Genomic DNA, 16,117 nt, shown 5'->3' with positions numbered 1-16,117 from the left:
CGGATTATCACGCTTGGATAATGCGCCCGGGTTCGCACTGTTTAACCCTGCACCCAGGGAAGCCCCGCGGCCTTCCACCCGCCTTTCGTGCCGCGATGACCGCTCGCGTCCTTCTCGCCCTCAAATCCTTCAAGAATGTTATAGCAACTCGTGTATCCCATTTCAGTGGCGGTAGCGGCGGCCTGATGCGATCGGCCTCCGCTGCGGCAGATGAACATCACTAGGGATTCCTTATCCACTTGACTGGAAAGATAGTTAGGGAAATCGGGGCTATGCCGCATACCAGGGTAGGACTGCCACTCGATTTCAACCGCGCCGGGAATTCTCCCTACCCAGTCCCATTCCGCTCTGGAACGGACATCAACCAGCTTGGCGGCCGGGGCTTCCTGCAAAAGGGTGAGTGCTTCATTGGGAAAAAGTGCACCCTCATATGGTAAATTCATTTCTTTGGCGCGTTGCCGCGCCCTTTCCAATATCGCAGTGATGGATTCCATGTCGCCGTCCAATGTCGTGATAGAAAATGCAATGGTAGTCGATTTTTATGCAGGTGTTGGGCTTCATGCATTCGCGTACGCCTGCATTTCATCGGCGCCGGGTATAAATCAGTCGTTGACCGCAGCGCGCTCGAACTGTTCAAGAAACGAAGAACGCTGCTGCTGATATAATGTTGCCCTTACAGTCGGCAAACCTCGGCGCAGCGCTACCGTCGCGTCTGCGTTGATTCATCGGAGGTTTCCCGAATCTTTTGTACAACTGCAAACGTAGTTCGGAGAAAAAAATGGCGTTAGCCGATGTTCTGAAAATGATCCAGGATAACGAGGTCAAATTTGTTGACCTTCGATTTACTGATACTCGAGGTAAAGAACAGCATGTGACCCTCCCGGCTCACGCGGTTGACGCCGACAAGCTTGAGGATGGCCACGCGTTCGATGGTTCTTCCATTGCCGGCTGGAAGGGTGTTCAGGCGTCTGACATGTTGCTGATTCCTGATCCGGAAACTGCCAAGATGGATCCTTTCATGGACGAGGCTACGCTTTTCATGACCTGTGATGTGGTGGAACCTTCCGATGGCAAGGGCTACGACCGGGATCCACGCTCGCTGGCAAAACGTGGCGAGGCTTACCTGAAGTCGACGGCCATCGGCGATACCGCATATTTTGGCCCTGAACCCGAGTTCTTCATTTTTGATTCCGTGACCTGGCACGCTGACATGTCCGGTTGCTCGGTAAAAATTGAATCGGAGGAAGCGGCCTGGAGTTCGGGCGAAAAATACGAGGGAGGTAATACCGGCCACCGTCCTGGTATAAAGGGCGGTTATTTTCCTGTCCCGCCGATTGATTCGCTGCACGACATCCGCTCCGCCATGTGTCTTGCACTCGAAGAATTGGGAATCGAAGTTGAAGTGCACCACCACGAGGTAGCTACCGCTGGACAGTGCGAAATCGGAACAAAATACAGCAGCCTTGTAAAACGGGCGGACTGGACACAGGTATTCAAATACGTGGTGCACAACGTGGCACACTCCTATGGGAAAACGGCGACGTTCATGCCAAAACCCATTGTCGGCGATAACGGATCAGGAATGCACGTGCACCAGTCAATCTGGAAAGGAGGTCAGAACCTGTTCTCCGGAAACGGGTATGCGGGACTATCCGAAATGGCCCTGTATTACATTGGAGGCATCATCAAACACGCCAAGGCCCTCAATGCGATCACCAATCCTGGCACAAATTCGTATAAACGCCTCGTTCCCGGCTACGAGGCACCGATTAACCTCGCTTATTCGGTCAGCAACCGTTCCGCCGCGGTCCGCATCCCTTATGCCAATAGTCCGAAGGGGCGGCGCATTGAAGTGCGTTTTCCGGATCCAACCGCCAACCCTTATCTTGCATTCACCGCGTTGATGATGGCTGGGCTGGATGGCATCCAGAACAAGACCCACCCGGGCGACCCGATGGATAAGAATCTCTATGACCTCCCGCCGGAGGAAGCTGCGAAGATACCCAATCCTTGCGCTTCATTGGACGAAGCGCTCGATAGCCTGGATAAGGACCGTAATTTTCTTACTCGCGGGGGGGTTTTTTCGAACGATATGATTGATGCTTACATCGAACTCAAGATGGAGGAAGTTACGCGCTTTCGGATGACGACCCATCCGGTCGAATTTGATATGTATTATAGTTTATGATTCTTCTGGAAGTGCTCCTGCCTCCCTACGGGCGCGGCAGGACATAATAGGACATCATACTTCATGAATATTCTTATTGCTGCCTTGCTCTCCGTGCCGTTGCTCATACTTACCGGATGCGGCGAAAAACCTCCCGTAAGCCCCCCCAAACCACAAACCGAAACAAAGCTTCCAGATGAATTCACTTCTGAAAAACAGATTCCATCGGTGCTGGAGGAGGCGCTAACGCCCGAGGAAAAGTCGGACATAATGAAGCAGATCATGCCAGCCCAAGCAGGTGATTCAACCCCCGAGGAAAAATTTCTTCAATTAAAGAAAGATGCGGAAGCTGGGGAGCCCAAGGCACAAACCGGCCTCGGCGTGATGTACTACACGGGTGAAGCGATTTCCAAGGACGCTTCAGGTAACATTCTAAGCAATGATCCAGCTACAGCCGCGGCATGGTTTCATCGCGCCGCTGGACAGGGGTACGCGCCTGCCCAATTTAACCTCGGGCTGATGTATGCGAACGGGGAAGGCGTCTCCAAGGATTCGGCAAAAGCTGTCGAGTTGTTCCAGAAATCGGCCGAGCAGGGTAATGTCGATGCCCAGAACAATCTTGGAGTGATGTATTACGCAGGTGAAGGTGTGCCGAGAGACGAGACCAAAGCCAAGGAATGGTTCAAGAAAGCAGCGGCGCAGGGGAATGCGGATGCGCAGGCTAATCTGGACGCAATGAAATAGGTGACGTTTGTCCCGCTAATCAAGCACGGCGCCATCAAGGACAAGGTCTGCGGCTCGGCAATCTGTAGACCCAACATAAAACCCATGCCCAATCCTACCAGCCAGTCGGCGGCACACGATGGCTCCAGCCTCTATTGAACTAATCGGCGCAGCGCTATTCGGCGTCGCGCTTATACACACTTTCTCGACCAAGGTGTTCGAGCGCCTGGCCCATACTCACCCGGCGCATGCGGGCATATGGCATTTTCTCGGCGAGGTCGAGGTGGTGTTCGGCTTCTGGGCCATGGTGCTTGTGGCCGCGATGCTGATTATGGACGGAAAGGAAGCTGCAACCAGCTACATTGATGGGCAAAGCTTCACCGAGCCCATGTTCGTATTCGCCATCATGGTGATTTCGGGCAGCCGCCCCATCCTGCGGTTTGCCATGGCCTGCGTCAACATGCTGGCCCGCCTCATTCCCTGGCCGGAGGGCAAGGCGTTTTACTTTGTCACATTATCCTTTGTGCCTCTGCTCGGCTCGTTGATCACCGAACCAGCAGCAATGACGCTGGCCGGCCTGATCCTCCTTGAGCGTTACTATTCACGGGAAATTTCCGTGCGCTTGAAATACGTGACTCTCGGTGTGCTTTTCGTCAATATCTCGATCGGCGGAACATTGACATCGTTTGCAGCCCCTCCGGTTCTCATGGTGGCCGCGAAGTGGGGATGGGACTCCACTTTCATGCTGACCACGTTTGGCTGGAAGGCCGCGCTCGCAGTCCTGGTGAACGCAACGGCGGCGACTTTGCTGTTCCAACGCGAGCTATCAGCAGTAAATAATGACATGCGCGGCCAGCATGCCGAAACCCCAGCCTGGGTCGTGGCGGTACATCTGTCCTTTTTGACAGGCGTGGTAGCGTTTGCCCACCACCCGGCCATCTTCATCGGCTTACTGCTCTTCTTCGTGGGCTTTGCCCATGCATATGAACGTTACCAGGATCGGCTCATCCTGCGCGAAGGATTAATGGTCGCTTTTTTCCTTGCCGGCCTGATTGTTTTGGGAGGACACCAGAAGTGGTGGTTGCAACCAATGTTGGCAGGAATGGACAGCACAGTACTGTTTTTCGGCGCTACCCTGCTTACGGCTATCACGGATAATGCGGCCCTTACCTATCTCGGTTCCCTGATGGAAGGAACGACTGCAGATTTTCGCTACTCGCTCGTTGCCGGGGCTGTCGCAGGCGGCGGCCTGACGGTAATCGCCAATGCTCCTAACCCGGCGGGCTTCTCCATACTCAAGGGTTCATTCAAGGACGAAGCGATCCATCCCTTAGGACTTCTGGCCGCCGCCCTTCCGCCAACGATCGTAGCGGTTCTTGCATTCCAGTTGCTGTAGAGTGGGGATCAAAGCTGGCATTCGGCTCCCTCTTCCTTCGATCTCTGCCACCCGACGCCCCCGGCTTCCTACACGATTATGATTCATCCTTCTGTTGAGTGCCGAAGAAGCATTCTTCAGGGGGAAGTCCTGGCCTGTGCGCAACCGGTCCGACCACCGAGCCTTTCCGCTCGCTTACGATTTACAGTTCGTATTAGCCGCGAACTTTACGCGCAAAACCGATCTCCATCCATTTCCTGACCCTATTTGCATCACCTAGGCGCGTATTCTTCCCCGAGGAGTCCAGCAATACGATAATAACTGGCTTGCCGGTTATTTTAGCCTGCATCACGAGGCAGCGGCCGGCTTCGCTGAGAAAGCCGGTTTTTGATACGCCAATCTCCCAACTGCTGCTACGGACCAGATTGTTCGAGTTGACAAATTGCACGCTATGATCATCGTCGCCGAATTCGACCGCGTGCGCCGCGGTTGTGGAGAATTCACGGATGAGCTCGTAGTCATACGCAGCACTCACGAGCTTCGCCAGATCGCGCGCCGTGGAAACGTTGGCGCGGTTCAGACCGGTGGAATCGACAAAATAACTGTTGCCCATGCCGAGCTCGAATGCCTTGCGATTCATTGCATCCACGAATCCGCGCGTACCGCCGGGATAACTCCGTCCCAGCGCTGCGGCGGCGCGGTTTTCGGATGACATCAGGGCAAGCCTCAGCATTTCTTCACGACTAAGGCTGGTTCCGACACGCAGGCGCGAACGTGTATTCTTGAGAATGTCAACGTCGGCCTCTTCTATAAAGATCTCCTCGTTCAATGGTAATTGTGCGTCAAGCACAACCATCGCCGTCATGAGCTTGGTAATGGAAGCGATCGGCATTACCTTGTCCGGATTCTTGTCAAAAAGAATGCGCTCCTGTCGCGCGTCCATGATTAGCGCAGCTTGCGATTTTAGCTTTAGCCCGACCTGTTGCGCAAAGGCACTGCCGGTAAATGCAAACGTAATACAAACCCCCACGATAAGCTTTTTCATTTTTTTGCTTCTTTCCATATTTGGAAACCATATCCGCCCCCCGCGGACTGGGAAGTTGCGGACGATAACTTAACAAATATCACGAGATCGGGAAAGAGCTTTTTTGCATTCCGGCGAAACGAATTAACGTTTTCGGGATGGAAAGTTCAGGCTGGGGCCGTACCGGGCAACGACAGGGGTTCCGGAACGGGCATCGGGGGGCGCGCAACGGGGGTCGGAGACATACCTTACAGGTTCAATTTCTGATGCTCAATGGCAGCCTATGGCGTTCAATAAGGGCTGTGGCTGCAGCCTCAAGCCGAAGGGGCCGCGAAAAATAGTAACCCTGCATCTCGTCACAGCCGTGGTTAATTAGAAAGTCCAGTTGCGGTCTCGTTTCGACTCCCTCGGCGATTACCTTCAACCCCAAACTGTGCGCGAGGTTGATCATTGCCACTGCGATGGTTGCATCGTCCGGATCCGTGGTGACATCGCGGATAAACGCGCGGTCGATCTTGAGTACGTCGAGTGGAAATCGTTTCAGGTAGGCCAGGCTTGAATAGCCGGTTCCGAAATCATCCATTGATATCTGCACGCCAAAAGCTTTCAGATTCCGCAGTGCATTCGCAGCGACTTCCGCCTCTTCCATCAACACTGATTCCGTCAACTCGAATTCGAGCAACCGTGGATCGATTCCCGTCGTTTTGAGCGTATTTCCAATAACATCGTCAAGGTCTTGCTGCTGAAACTGTCGTGCCGAGAGATTTACCGAAATCGGGTGCAGAAGCAGGCCCTGATCCTCCCATTTTCTGATCTGCTCACATACTGTTTGGACGACCCATTCTCCCACTGGCACAATGAGGCCGGTATCCTCAAGCACAGAAATGAATTGAAAAGGCGGCACGAGCCCATGCGTTGGATGCTGCCAGCGCAACAGAGCCTCGAAACCTGTTATCCCGCCATTGACCAGGCTCGCCTTCGGCTGATAATGGAGCACGAATTCATGCCTTGCCAGCGCCCCGCGCAATTGCGTTTCCATCTTTAGCCGGGCCACTGCGCGCTCATTCATCTGGGGCAGGTAAAACTGATAGATCGCGGGACCTTGCTCTTTCGCCTGAAACATCGCGGTATCCGCGCTCCTGAGCAGACTGTCCGCGTCATCTCCGTCGCCAGGGAAAATGCTGATGCCAAGACTTGCGGAAATGTAAACTTCCTGTCCTTCCAGCTCAAACGATAGCGAGAGCGCGCCAATCACCTTTTCTGCAACCACGGTTGCATCATCGGCATGGGTGAGGTTACATAGGATAAACCCGAACTCGTCGCCGCTCAGACGCGCTACCGTATCGCAGGAACGCACGCATTGTTGCAAGCGTCGCGCGACTTGAACGAGCAACCTGTCGCCTGTGCTATGGCCCATCGTGTCGTTGACGATTTTGAACCGGTCAAGATCAGCGAACACAACAGCGAGCCGCTCCTGGTTACGCTGTGCATGCTCCATGGCCTTCTTTAGTCGATCGAGGAACAGATTGCGGTTGGGTAATTCTGTCAAGGGATCGAACTGAGCCAAATAGGTGAGGTGTTCTTCGGTTCTCTTGCGATCTATTGCAGTCGCAAGAATATTTGCCAGACTCTGCAGAAAATTGGTACTGCTGGCACTGAAATAATGTGCATCACGGGCATAGGCTCCAAGCACACCGTAGGGCCCCCCGCCAGCACCTGAGATCACCACACCCGCAGCGCTGCGTATATGGTGGCTTTTCAGAATTTTCGAGGGCTTGAAACGCGTTTCAGTGCAAAAATCGTCCACCACTACGGCTTGATGGCTGGCAAGAATAAACCGGTTCTGGCTGTTTTCATATGTATAAGAGATGCAACGGCCAACCCAACCCTCCTGCCACCCAAAACCCGCCTTAAGGTTGAACGAGCGCATATCCGGAGCAAGCAGGAGAGCCTTGGAGAAACCAACGTTAAGTCCTTCCGATGCGATTACAGCCGCCTCATGCCACAACTCGTCAAGATTCGCGCTAGCGAGCGCCTTCTGTCCGAAATCCGCGATAAGCTCCTGCTGCATCGCATGTTGCTGAATGGCAAGCTCCGTCTGCTTGCGCTCGGTTATATCGATGGCGGTACCTACAATAATCAGCTCATTTTTTTTTCCGAATTTCACCGTCTTGGCGATATGAACATGCCGCACCTGTTCGTGCCGTTGCAGTATGCGGAAATCAAACTGCCTGCTTCCGTTCTCCTCCCTGATCTTGTTCAGCTGGGCTTCCTTCGCGGTAAGGTCGTCGGGATGAACATACGAACTCCAGATTTCATACGTGATCGCGGTCCCGCGGGGAACACCGTGGATGTCATACATCCGGTCGTCCCAGATAATTTCGTTGGTTGCAATATTCCATTCCCAAATTCCTATTGCCGCAGCCTCGGTGGCAAGAGAAAGACGCGCTCTCTCCTCGAGCAAAACACGTTCTCTGCGAGTCGATTCCGCTCGCAGCCACACGTTTTCTATGACCGTCGGTAACCGCTGAATATAGCCAGGGCTTTTAACCACGTAATCGGCGGCTCCCAGCTTGAGCGATTGCCGCGCAATTTCTTCGTCCCCTTGTCCGATAACCAGAACAATAGGCACATCGAGCCCGCGCACCTGGCAGAGCTCCTTTAAAATGTCGGTGGCAGAAGCGCCGGGCAAGCGATAATCAAGTAGAAGAACATCAATATCGGTACGTGAGCCGCTACCGGCAAATCGGTGGAAGACCTGTTCAGCTGTCTGAAGGGATTCAATATTCAGATGCGGCGCCAAGGCAACCAGCTCCCGTTTCGTCAGGTCGGTATCATGGGTATTCGGGTCAACGAACACGACCTTGAGCGCGGCCGCCCGCCAAAACGTTTCGGTGTGGAATTTTTCAAGCGCTGCCAGCAGTACGAGAGGAAGAGTCTCAAGGTAACCGCCTCGCTTGATGACGTAATCATCAGCACCCGCTCGGAGTAAAGCCAGTAACAATTCCTCGCTGCCCGAGCCGGTTAGAACAACTACGGGGAGGGGCAGACGCCAGGAGCGAACCTGAGCAAGCAACGTTTTACCGCTTCCATCGGGAAGATTGAGGTCGGTAAGAACCAACTCATAACGATCAACTTCTGCATCGGCGTCGGGAACGGGTGCCGACGCCGGCGTCCTTTTCTGACTGCTCCCGTAAACCGTATAAAACAGCTCCAGTCTCGCCAGTGCTTCGGTCAGAGTGCTTACGATATCAAGCTGAATTTCAGGTGCGCGTTTCCCGAGCTCGATCCGCACCAGATCGGCGTCCAGTGCATTGTCCTCCAGATAGAGAACCTTCATGCGTGCTTCGGAAAGCTGTGCATGTTGAGGACAGTCCAGTACAACTCGATTTGCCTGGCTACTTCTATAAACTTATCGAAATCGACCGGTTTCACGATATACGAGTTGGCCCCAAGCGAATACGCTTCGTTGATATCGCCGTCTTCTGCGGAAGAAGTCAGCACTACGACGGGAACAGTGCCGAAAACCGGATGCTCCCGAATAACACGCAAGACATCCAGCCCACTGATTTTGGGTAGCTTCAGATCAAGGAGAATGACCGACGGCACGATGTCTCCCACCCGCCATGTGTCGATGAGATCGAGCGCTTCCTGCCCGTCGCGCGCCACCTTAAGCGGATTGGCCAGGTTGTGGCGGATAAAGGCACGTCGGGTAAGGTCCACATCCATCGGATTGTCTTCGATGAGTAGAATTGGCACGGTATGACTCACACTAGACTTTAATCGGTCGGGGAAACTGTTTCCTGGGACCGGCTGGATAAAGGCAGCTGGAGGAAAAAAACCGCGCCGGCACCAAGCTGACTTTCCGCCCATACTCGCCCACCCATCCGTTCCATGGCCTTCTGGACCATAGCCAGGCCAATTCCGGTACCCGGGTAGTCCTCCACGCGATGAAGGCGTTGGAAAATTTCGAAAATCTTGTCGTAAAAACGCATATCGAATCCGATTCCATTATCACGTACAGAGATCGTGCAATTGCCATCCCCGGCCTGAGCAAGAATTTCGATGACTGGTTGCGGGGCATGTCTGGAGAACTTGAGCGCGTTATCGATCAGATTGCGCAAAGCGATCGCTAGCGCATCCGGGTCAGCATTGACACGAAAATCGTCGACTTTGACCGTCAAACGGGCGTCACCGACAACATTCTGGAACTGGCCCAAGAGATTGGATACAAACGTGGAGAGTCTGACAGGGGTGGAAGATGCCATACGCCGTTCGAGCTTCGAATATGCGAGCAGATCTTCTATCAAGTCTGTCATGTGTTTCGTCGCGGCGCGAATATTCTTTAAAAAACTCCGCCCTTCCTCATCAAGACGTTCGTGGTAGCTTTCAAGCAAAAGGCGACTGTACCCATCGATCCCTCGAAGCGGCGCCCGGAGATCATGAGAGACGGAATAACAAAAATTCTCCAGCTCCTTGCTCTTCGCAACAAGCTGGGCAGTACGTTCATTTACCTTATACTCAAGATTTATCTTCGCATCTCGCAGCGCTTCTTCTGCCTGCTTACGCTCGGTAATATCTTTAATGGTTAGAAACGCCAACCCCTTGCCGTCGCCGTAGTGCGAAATGGCGCCGGAATAGCTTACGACGCGCACCCAACCCGTACCTATGCGTCGAAGCCTCAGTTCCAGATCTTGAAGCTGCTCGCCCCGAAGAATTCTTATCAATGGCCATAACTTGCCAGGCAGAACGGAGCCATCGAGTGTCGACAGCTCGTACATCTTCGCAAAACTGTCAATATCGCGTAGCGCTTCGTCCGCGTTGGTTATGTCGTGCATTTTGAGCGCTGCCCGATTCCAGTGCAGCAGCCTGCGAGAGAAATCGGACACGACGAGACCCTCGCTCATGTTCTCCATCACAACCTGAAGTTGCCTCTCGGTCTCGCGTTTAGCCTGTTCCGCGAGCCTCTGGTCGTGCACGTCCGTGTTGGTTCCAAGCCAATTGACTATACGGCCTTCACTGTTTCTCAACGGCTCCGCCCGCGTTAAAAAGATACGGAATTGTCCATCGGCCCCTCGCAGTGGAAATTCCATGTCGAATACCTGCTCCGACGCAATCGCGTTATTCCAGCGTTCCATTACCTCGGGCAGCAGTTCGGGGTCATGCAGTTTTTGCCAACCCCAGCCTTCCATTTCCTCCGGTGTTGCCCCGGTGTAATCGTACCAACGCTGGTTGTACCAGGATCGTGACCCATCAGGATTCGCGATCCATGCCAGTTGCGGAATGGTGTTGACCATGGTGTGAAACCATTCCTCACGCTCCTGCAACGCCAACTCGGCGCGTCGGCGGGCGGTGATATCCAGACTGATTGCCAGAAATGCCGCGCGGCCCGGTTGCGTAGATAACTGCAGGTGAACCTCGACCGGATAACGCGTGCCGTCTGCGCGTAAGTGCGAAGCTTCGAAAATAATGACTTCCTTTTCACCACACAGAAGCGGTTTAACCATCGCCCGGAATGATGTTTCGTCAAATTCGGGCTTGAGGTCCAACGGCGTCATCATCCGCAGCGCGGCCATGTCATAGCCAAGATTGCACTGGGCACCACGATTTACATACTCAAAACGCAGAGTCTGGGCATCCAAAAGGTAGATTTCATTCAAACTCTGCTCAAGAATGCTGTGAGCTCTGCCGTCCGTATCCCCGCTTTGTAAAAGCTGGGCGTCATCCTTTACCTTTTTTGCGTCAGATGCGCCTCCGGTATGGTTTTCGACTCGAGAATTCATAACAAAACGGAGGGCTTTACCCTTCGCGCCCCAAATTTATCATGCGTATCACTGCTATTATTCCGAGTCTCAAATTGATCAGGCATGGAACGTGCCCGCGCTCTGCATTGCCGTTGAAAAACAATTGCTCGCTATCGGCATAACGGAGCTATGAAACCTTAAAATGAGCGATGTGCATAGCTGTAAGATTTTACAGGTGACGACAGAATAGGATGGCATGTGTCTCGCCTCCACACTTGAAACAGGGAAAGTGACCTGCGGTCGTCCATTACGTGGACATTCTTTTGAGACCCCAGCGGAAGAGATCAGGGGTTTGATAGGATGGATGAATTCCCCCGAGATACGGTTGAAGTAGCTCCGGCAGAGTGCGCCCGCAATGCTCAGCTACACCATCGTTGCCGAACGATCGTTGTGCTTCGGCACAGCCGCTGCCGGGATGACTTATTACTGAGATTTAAACAACAAAGGGGTTAATACCGCCCCATTCGGAGATAAACATGCAAGAACTACAAGCAACCTGGACCGCCTTGAAGCTCGGCGGTTTTATCATTTTGCCGTTGTCTTTGCTGGCAGTGATTGCGTTGGCGATTATGATCGAGAAGGCATTTGTCTATTGGCGTTATGCCCGCCTCTCGCACGACCTGCTGAACCTGGTGGAGACCTATGGCTTCGCATGGCACGACCTCGAAAAAATACTGTCCGGACTCGACGAGCGTCACTATTACAAGCGCTTCTTCGAGGTGGTGATCAGCAATAGGCACCGCCCGTCCTGGTGGACCGAATCGCGAGCGGCCGATGAGGCTCAGCTGATCGAGAAGTCGCTTGCGAGCAGGCTGTGGGTCCTGGAGACGATCGTTACCGCTGCACCCTTGCTCGGCCTCGTGGGTACGGTTGTCGGCATGATGCAGGCTTTCAAAATAATCGGGGGTGAGGGTATCGTCAATCCCACCGCCGTGACCGGGGGAGTGGCAGAAGCACTTATTGCAACAGTCGTCGGCCTGGTGATCGCGCTAATTGCGCTGTTCGGCTTCAACTATTTCTCCCGTTTGCAATCCCAGACCATGGATGAGATGGAGCGCCTCGGCACACGCCTGATCGACCACATTCGCCTGGACCAGGAGGGTAACCATGAAGCTTCGTAGATCCCGGGAATTTCGCAAGGGGCGAATAGAAATCATCCCCATGATCGACGTCATGTTCTTTCTGCTTGCGACCTTCATGCTGTCTTCGTTATCCATGCAGAACCTAGATTCCCTGCAAGTGAATCTGCCTCAGGGGCAAGCCGAAAAGCTGTCGGCCAAAACCCCTGTGACGTTGACGCTGACAAGCGACAGCCAGATCTTCATTAATCGCACACCGGTTACACTCGAGACGCTCGCTGAAACGCTCAAACCGCTACTTCAGGATTCGGAACATAAACTGATCGTCTCGGCTGATAACGATGCGCCGCAGGGCGTGGTGGTTCAAGCCATGTTGCGTGCCCGCTCTGCCGGCGCGCAACACTTTTTGATCGCGGTTAAACACAAATAATTTCCTGAGCATGCTCAATTCCAGATCGAAGGAAATTCGAGTCTGGTGGCCCATGCCACTGGCGGCCATTATTTGGCTGGTCATCATCTGGGCATTCGGTTTTTTACTCACATCGCCGAAGGTGGAGATGACGCCCCCCGCGCCTATTGAAGCCAGCTTTGTGGAACTGCCTGAAGAAAAGCCGCAGCAAAAATCGGTGACTATCCCTCAGAAGGCCCCAAAAACACCGCCTCCCCCTAGGCCTCAGCCGCGTCTGGGTGCTCAAAAATCAAAACCAGCGCAGCCCCTCCCGGAAAAAAAAGGCGCGCGCAAGGATGAAGCGCCGGCCACAACCGCGCGAGCACAACCGGAAGCGCCGAAGGATATGACGGCTTACATGAACGAAGCGCGCGAGCGCCGTCGCGCAGGGGGGATATTTGAAGATGAGCCTACCGAACCAAGAAATGTGGAGCGCGAACCGTCTGAAGAAGAACTCAGAATGGCTAATGTCAAACGCAACCTGCGTGAACCGGGGGCAAGCGGTATTTTTCAAATTACGCGGATGGGAGCCCGCAGCGCCCAGTTTTTATTTCGCGCCTGGAGAATGGATAGCAGCAATACCAGGCGGGAAGTGGTTGAAGTCACCGCAGGACCGGATGTCGACATTCAGCGCGCCGTCGCGCGAAGGATGATCGAACTGATCCGCGAATACCATAAAGGCGACTTTAACTGGGAATCTTACCGTCTCGGCCGGGTCGTCACCCTTTCCTCCCGCCCGGAAGACAGCAAGGGTTTGGAGGATTTTCTGATACGGGAATTTTTCTATGATCCCTCCATTCCTCCGCCGAGATAAGCAAATCGCCGTTCAACATCTTCAGGGCACTCTGCCTATTTCTCCCATTCCGAGCTTCATTTCTTCGCCTTTCAGATACTTATCCAGAAACTCAAGTATTCGGCGATTGGCTTCGATCTGATTCTTTTTCTTGGTGAAGCTGTGGCCTTCATCGGGAAAGACGATATATTCCACTGGCACATTATGTTTCCGGACGGCTTCGACAATCTCATCGCTTTCGGCCTTGACTACCCGCGGGTCGTTGGCGCCCTGGATGACCATCAACGGCTTTCGTATCTCCTTTGCATGAAAAAGCGGCGATGTGGCAACCAGGATATCGATATCGTTGACCGGATCCCCGATCTCATCGTAAATCGCTTTGCGAACCGATTCCCAGTAGGGCGGTATGCTTTCGAGCGTTCGAAGCCAGTTGCTGACACCGAAAATATCCACACCCACCTTGAACGCTTCGGGCCGAAAAGCCAGAGCTGACAGCGTCATATACCCGCCGTAGCTCGCGCCCATAATGCCGATGCGCTCGTGATCGATGTAACCGAGGCTGGCGAGATAGGTCTTGGCCTCTATGCAATCCCACAACGGCTCGCGCCCATGTTTACGGTTAGCCGCTGTAAAGAAAGTTTTCCCATAGCCGGAACTGCCGCGGTTATTAATGCCCAATACGGCATAGCCATGATTCGCCAGGTATTGAATCTGGGCGTTATATCCACGCATGGTTTGACCGCCAGGTCCGCCATGCACATAAATAATCGCCGGCACCTTGTTGCTTGCCGAGGCCTCCTGGGGCTTGTGATAGATGGAGGGTACCACCAACCCGTCGAACGACCGGAAGCGCACCACTTTCGCCTCCACCAGATCCGCGGGATCGATTTCCTTATTCATGCTCTGGGTGAGCTGCTTGTAGAAGCCGGTGTTGAAATCGTGAACAAACAGGTTATCGGGAGAACGGTCCCCATTCACATAAAAAGCCATCCGGGCTCCAGTCCGGGAAAAGACGACACCCCGTATTTCGCCCTCGGGTAACGCTGGTAGCGGCACCGGCGTTTCTCGCACCCCTTCCTCTTTGTCCTCAATTTGCACCACCCGGATCACGACGCTTCCGTCTTGATTGACCCCGGTTATGCGGAACTTCCCATTCGAGGAGAAATAGGTATTGAGTACGTCCCAATCTGCGCATTCATGTTCGGCCATCGCCCCGGTGAACAAGTCATAGGTGCACAATTGCTTGAATTCGGTTCCCTCGTTGGTCAGGAAAAACAGTTTTTGCGATGCAGGGTCGAATGTCTCCGCCCGAAAAGCAATCGCACCCTCATGCGGGGTCAGGTGCTTGATCTCCTGTTTTAAAATATCGTATAGATAAATGTCGCTGTCCGACGTTGTGTTTGCCCTGTTTAGCCCCAGCCACCGTTCGTCCCGGCTGATGGGCCCCAGATCAAGCCCTTGCTCATTCTTATAAAGTAAAGTACGGGTGTAGCTCTCAGCGTCATAACGGTACAAATCGAAAAATCGTTGATCGCGCTCATTGCTTGAAACGTAAAAAGCGCTTCCATCCGGGCGCCAGCCCATGAATTGGGCCTTGAGCCCATCTCCCGGACTCAAGTCCCTCTCCGTGCCGTCCAGATCAAGCACGAAAAGGTGAAAGTTTTCATTGCCACCCCGATCCTTGGTAAAAAGAACTCGATCGTCATGCGGAAAGAAGCTGACCGAAAAAAGGCTATCAACTGCAGAGTGGGTCAGAGGCTGCTGCGCGCTTCCATCTACCAGCAGTGTATAGGCATTGAAAATGCCCGTCGCATTGCTGCTGAAAAGAATACGCTTCTCGTCGGCGCTGAACGAGGCCCCCAGCATGGAAGTCGTCGCCATGAATTGTTCAATGGTGTAGCGCTTCATTTCATGTTTGGCAAGGTTAGGTAAGCTGCATCATAACAATTAATCAACTTGCGCATAACTGTATGTTTCCGCACAGTCGCAACCAGAGTGGGCCGATATGCTTCGTTCGATATGCGCTGGAACGGACAGTTATAAGTGGAGGTGTACCGACGTGTGAGGCGGGGAGACATACGAATTGTCCCGGCCGCCAGAAGCAAGACGCCTCGTCGGGATTTTCCCAGTGAAGAAATGATTTTGACTGGGTCGTGGAACATGGATCGGGGTTTCAGCGAGGTAGTCGGTCAACTTACCCCTGATATGTGTAAATTGGGCTTTATGATGTCTTTTCTTGGAGGAATAGCGATGCGTATCACCTGGATTTTGATTGCAGACAGCAGCCGAGCCCGAATTTTCGAGAAAAAAGAGCGCGAGAAACACTTGACGGAAGTCGAAGACTTGGTGGATGCCGAAGGCCGGGCAACCAGTAAGGAGCTTCGCACGGACGGACGCGGGCGCTTTTATGGAAAAGGCGAGCGAGACCAGGGCCATACCGCAGAGCCGGCGGTGTCCCCAGTTGAGCATGAAAACGACTTGTTCGCGCATACCCTGGGTCGATATCTCGACGACGCCCGCAAAGCAAACAGTTACAACCGCTTGTACCTTATTGCGCCGCCCAAATTTTTAGGGCTGATACGCGCCAGCCTGGCGGATGAAGTAAAAAAAATGGTCCACGGAGAACTTCAGAAAGACATCTCTACTCTTTCTGCCCAGGAGGTAGAGGGTTACGTCAAAGAAGAAACTATATGGATCTTATAAC

The 16,117-nt window shown here is 53.5% G+C and carries 13 protein-coding genes; 7 read left to right on the top strand and 6 right to left on the bottom strand.

Annotated features, from left to right (window positions below; translation table 11 throughout):
* Positions 1-41: 41 nt before the first annotated feature.
* Positions 42-494 (bottom strand): rhodanese-like domain-containing protein, encoded by a 453-nt coding sequence (locus C8R31_RS00160; protein ID WP_107692085.1) that lies wholly within the window; start codon positions 492-494, stop codon positions 42-44.
* A gap of 284 nt (positions 495-778) precedes the next feature.
* On the opposite strand from C8R31_RS00160, the gene glnA reads away from it, so the two are divergent.
* From glnA to C8R31_RS00145, 3 genes are all read left to right on the top strand, one after another.
* Entirely contained in the window at positions 779-2,188 is a 1,410-nt protein-coding gene (gene glnA / locus C8R31_RS00155) for a type I glutamate--ammonia ligase (protein WP_107692084.1), read from the top strand.
* 63 nt (positions 2,189-2,251) lie between these two features.
* Positions 2,252-2,911, top strand: a complete 660-nt coding sequence (locus C8R31_RS00150; RefSeq protein WP_107692083.1) for a tetratricopeptide repeat protein — start codon at positions 2,252-2,254, stop codon at positions 2,909-2,911.
* Positions 2,912-3,029: 118 nt separating this feature from the next.
* A complete protein-coding gene (locus C8R31_RS00145; protein WP_107692082.1) occupies positions 3,030-4,286 on the top strand; it encodes a putative Na+/H+ antiporter in 1,257 nt (418 codons plus the stop codon).
* Between the two features lie 193 nt (positions 4,287-4,479).
* Here the strand turns inward: C8R31_RS00145 and pbpG are convergent, their stop codons facing one another.
* The 4 genes from pbpG to C8R31_RS00125 all read right to left on the bottom strand — a co-directional run bounded on the left by pbpG (position 4,480) and on the right by C8R31_RS00125 (position 11,072).
* Positions 4,480-5,310, bottom strand: a complete 831-nt coding sequence (gene pbpG, locus C8R31_RS00140) for a D-alanyl-D-alanine endopeptidase (protein WP_107692759.1) — start codon at positions 5,308-5,310, stop codon at positions 4,480-4,482.
* 235 nt (positions 5,311-5,545) lie between these two features.
* On the bottom strand, positions 5,546-8,629 hold the full coding sequence (locus C8R31_RS00135; RefSeq protein WP_107692081.1) for an EAL domain-containing protein: 3,084 nt from the start codon (positions 8,627-8,629) through the stop codon (positions 5,546-5,548).
* On the bottom strand, positions 8,626-9,048 hold the full coding sequence (locus tag C8R31_RS00130; RefSeq protein WP_375136102.1) for a response regulator: 423 nt from the start codon (positions 9,046-9,048) through the stop codon (positions 8,626-8,628). Before C8R31_RS00130 ends, C8R31_RS00135 begins: the two co-directional genes overlap by 4 nt.
* A gap of 20 nt (positions 9,049-9,068) precedes the next feature.
* Entirely contained in the window at positions 9,069-11,072 is a 2,004-nt protein-coding gene (locus C8R31_RS00125; protein ID WP_107692079.1) for a PAS domain-containing sensor histidine kinase, read from the bottom strand.
* 497 nt (positions 11,073-11,569) lie between these two features.
* On the opposite strand from C8R31_RS00125, the gene C8R31_RS00120 reads away from it, so the two are divergent.
* From C8R31_RS00120 to C8R31_RS00110, 3 genes are read left to right on the top strand one after another with little or no spacing between them, the layout of a single operon-like run.
* A complete protein-coding gene (locus C8R31_RS00120; protein ID WP_107692078.1) occupies positions 11,570-12,214 on the top strand; it encodes a MotA/TolQ/ExbB proton channel family protein in 645 nt (214 codons plus the stop codon).
* Positions 12,201-12,602: a biopolymer transporter ExbD gene (locus C8R31_RS00115; protein ID WP_107692077.1), complete on the top strand. Its 402-nt coding sequence runs from the start codon at positions 12,201-12,203 to the stop codon at positions 12,600-12,602. The genes C8R31_RS00120 and C8R31_RS00115 overlap by 14 nt, the downstream gene beginning before the upstream one ends.
* Before the next feature lie 10 nt (positions 12,603-12,612).
* Positions 12,613-13,434 carry a hypothetical protein gene (locus C8R31_RS00110; protein WP_107692076.1) on the top strand — a complete coding sequence of 274 codons (822 nt, stop codon included), beginning with the start codon at positions 12,613-12,615 and terminating at the stop codon, positions 13,432-13,434.
* Positions 13,435-13,455: 21 nt separating this feature from the next.
* Here C8R31_RS00110 and C8R31_RS00105 read toward each other — a convergent pair whose 3' ends face one another.
* Positions 13,456-15,321 carry a S9 family peptidase gene (locus C8R31_RS00105; protein WP_107692075.1) on the bottom strand — a complete coding sequence of 622 codons (1,866 nt, stop codon included), beginning with the start codon at positions 15,319-15,321 and terminating at the stop codon, positions 13,456-13,458.
* A 342-nt stretch (positions 15,322-15,663) separates the two neighbouring features.
* Between C8R31_RS00105 and C8R31_RS00100 the strand changes: the two genes are divergently transcribed.
* Complete coding sequence (locus C8R31_RS00100; protein WP_181320305.1) at positions 15,664-16,116, top strand: host attachment protein; 453 nt, start codon at positions 15,664-15,666, stop codon at positions 16,114-16,116.
* Position 16,117 lies beyond the last annotated feature (1 nt).

The sequence above is a fragment of the Nitrosospira sp. Nsp2 genome (assembly GCF_003050965.1).
GTDB lineage: Bacteria > Pseudomonadota > Gammaproteobacteria > Burkholderiales > Nitrosomonadaceae > Nitrosospira.
Note: the sequence above shows the minus strand (reverse complement) of the source record. Positions and strands in the feature narration are given on the sequence as shown.

Bases quoted from the DNA above. Each gene is read 5' to 3' on its own strand.
- C8R31_RS00110 (WP_107692076.1), top strand. From the start codon at position 12,613: ATGCTCAATTCCAGATCGAAGGAAATTCGAGTCTGGTGGCCCATGCCA.
- C8R31_RS00145 (WP_107692082.1), top strand. From the start codon at position 3,030: ATGGCTCCAGCCTCTATTGAACTAATCGGCGCAGCGCTATTCGGCGTC.
- pbpG (WP_107692759.1), bottom strand. From the start codon at position 5,310: ATGAAAAAGCTTATCGTGGGGGTTTGTATTACGTTTGCATTTACCGGC.
- C8R31_RS00125 (WP_107692079.1), bottom strand. From the start codon at position 11,072: ATGAATTCTCGAGTCGAAAACCATACCGGAGGCGCATCTGACGCAAAA.
- C8R31_RS00105 (WP_107692075.1), bottom strand. From the start codon at position 15,321: ATGAAGCGCTACACCATTGAACAATTCATGGCGACGACTTCCATGCTG.
- C8R31_RS00100 (WP_181320305.1), top strand. From the start codon at position 15,664: ATGCGTATCACCTGGATTTTGATTGCAGACAGCAGCCGAGCCCGAATT.
- C8R31_RS00160 (WP_107692085.1), bottom strand. From the start codon at position 494: ATGGAATCCATCACTGCGATATTGGAAAGGGCGCGGCAACGCGCCAAA.
- C8R31_RS00115 (WP_107692077.1), top strand. From the start codon at position 12,201: ATGAAGCTTCGTAGATCCCGGGAATTTCGCAAGGGGCGAATAGAAATC.
- C8R31_RS00135 (WP_107692081.1), bottom strand. From the start codon at position 8,629: ATGAAGGTTCTCTATCTGGAGGACAATGCACTGGACGCCGATCTGGTG.
- glnA (WP_107692084.1), top strand. From the start codon at position 779: ATGGCGTTAGCCGATGTTCTGAAAATGATCCAGGATAACGAGGTCAAA.
- C8R31_RS00150 (WP_107692083.1), top strand. From the start codon at position 2,252: ATGAATATTCTTATTGCTGCCTTGCTCTCCGTGCCGTTGCTCATACTT.
- C8R31_RS00120 (WP_107692078.1), top strand. From the start codon at position 11,570: ATGCAAGAACTACAAGCAACCTGGACCGCCTTGAAGCTCGGCGGTTTT.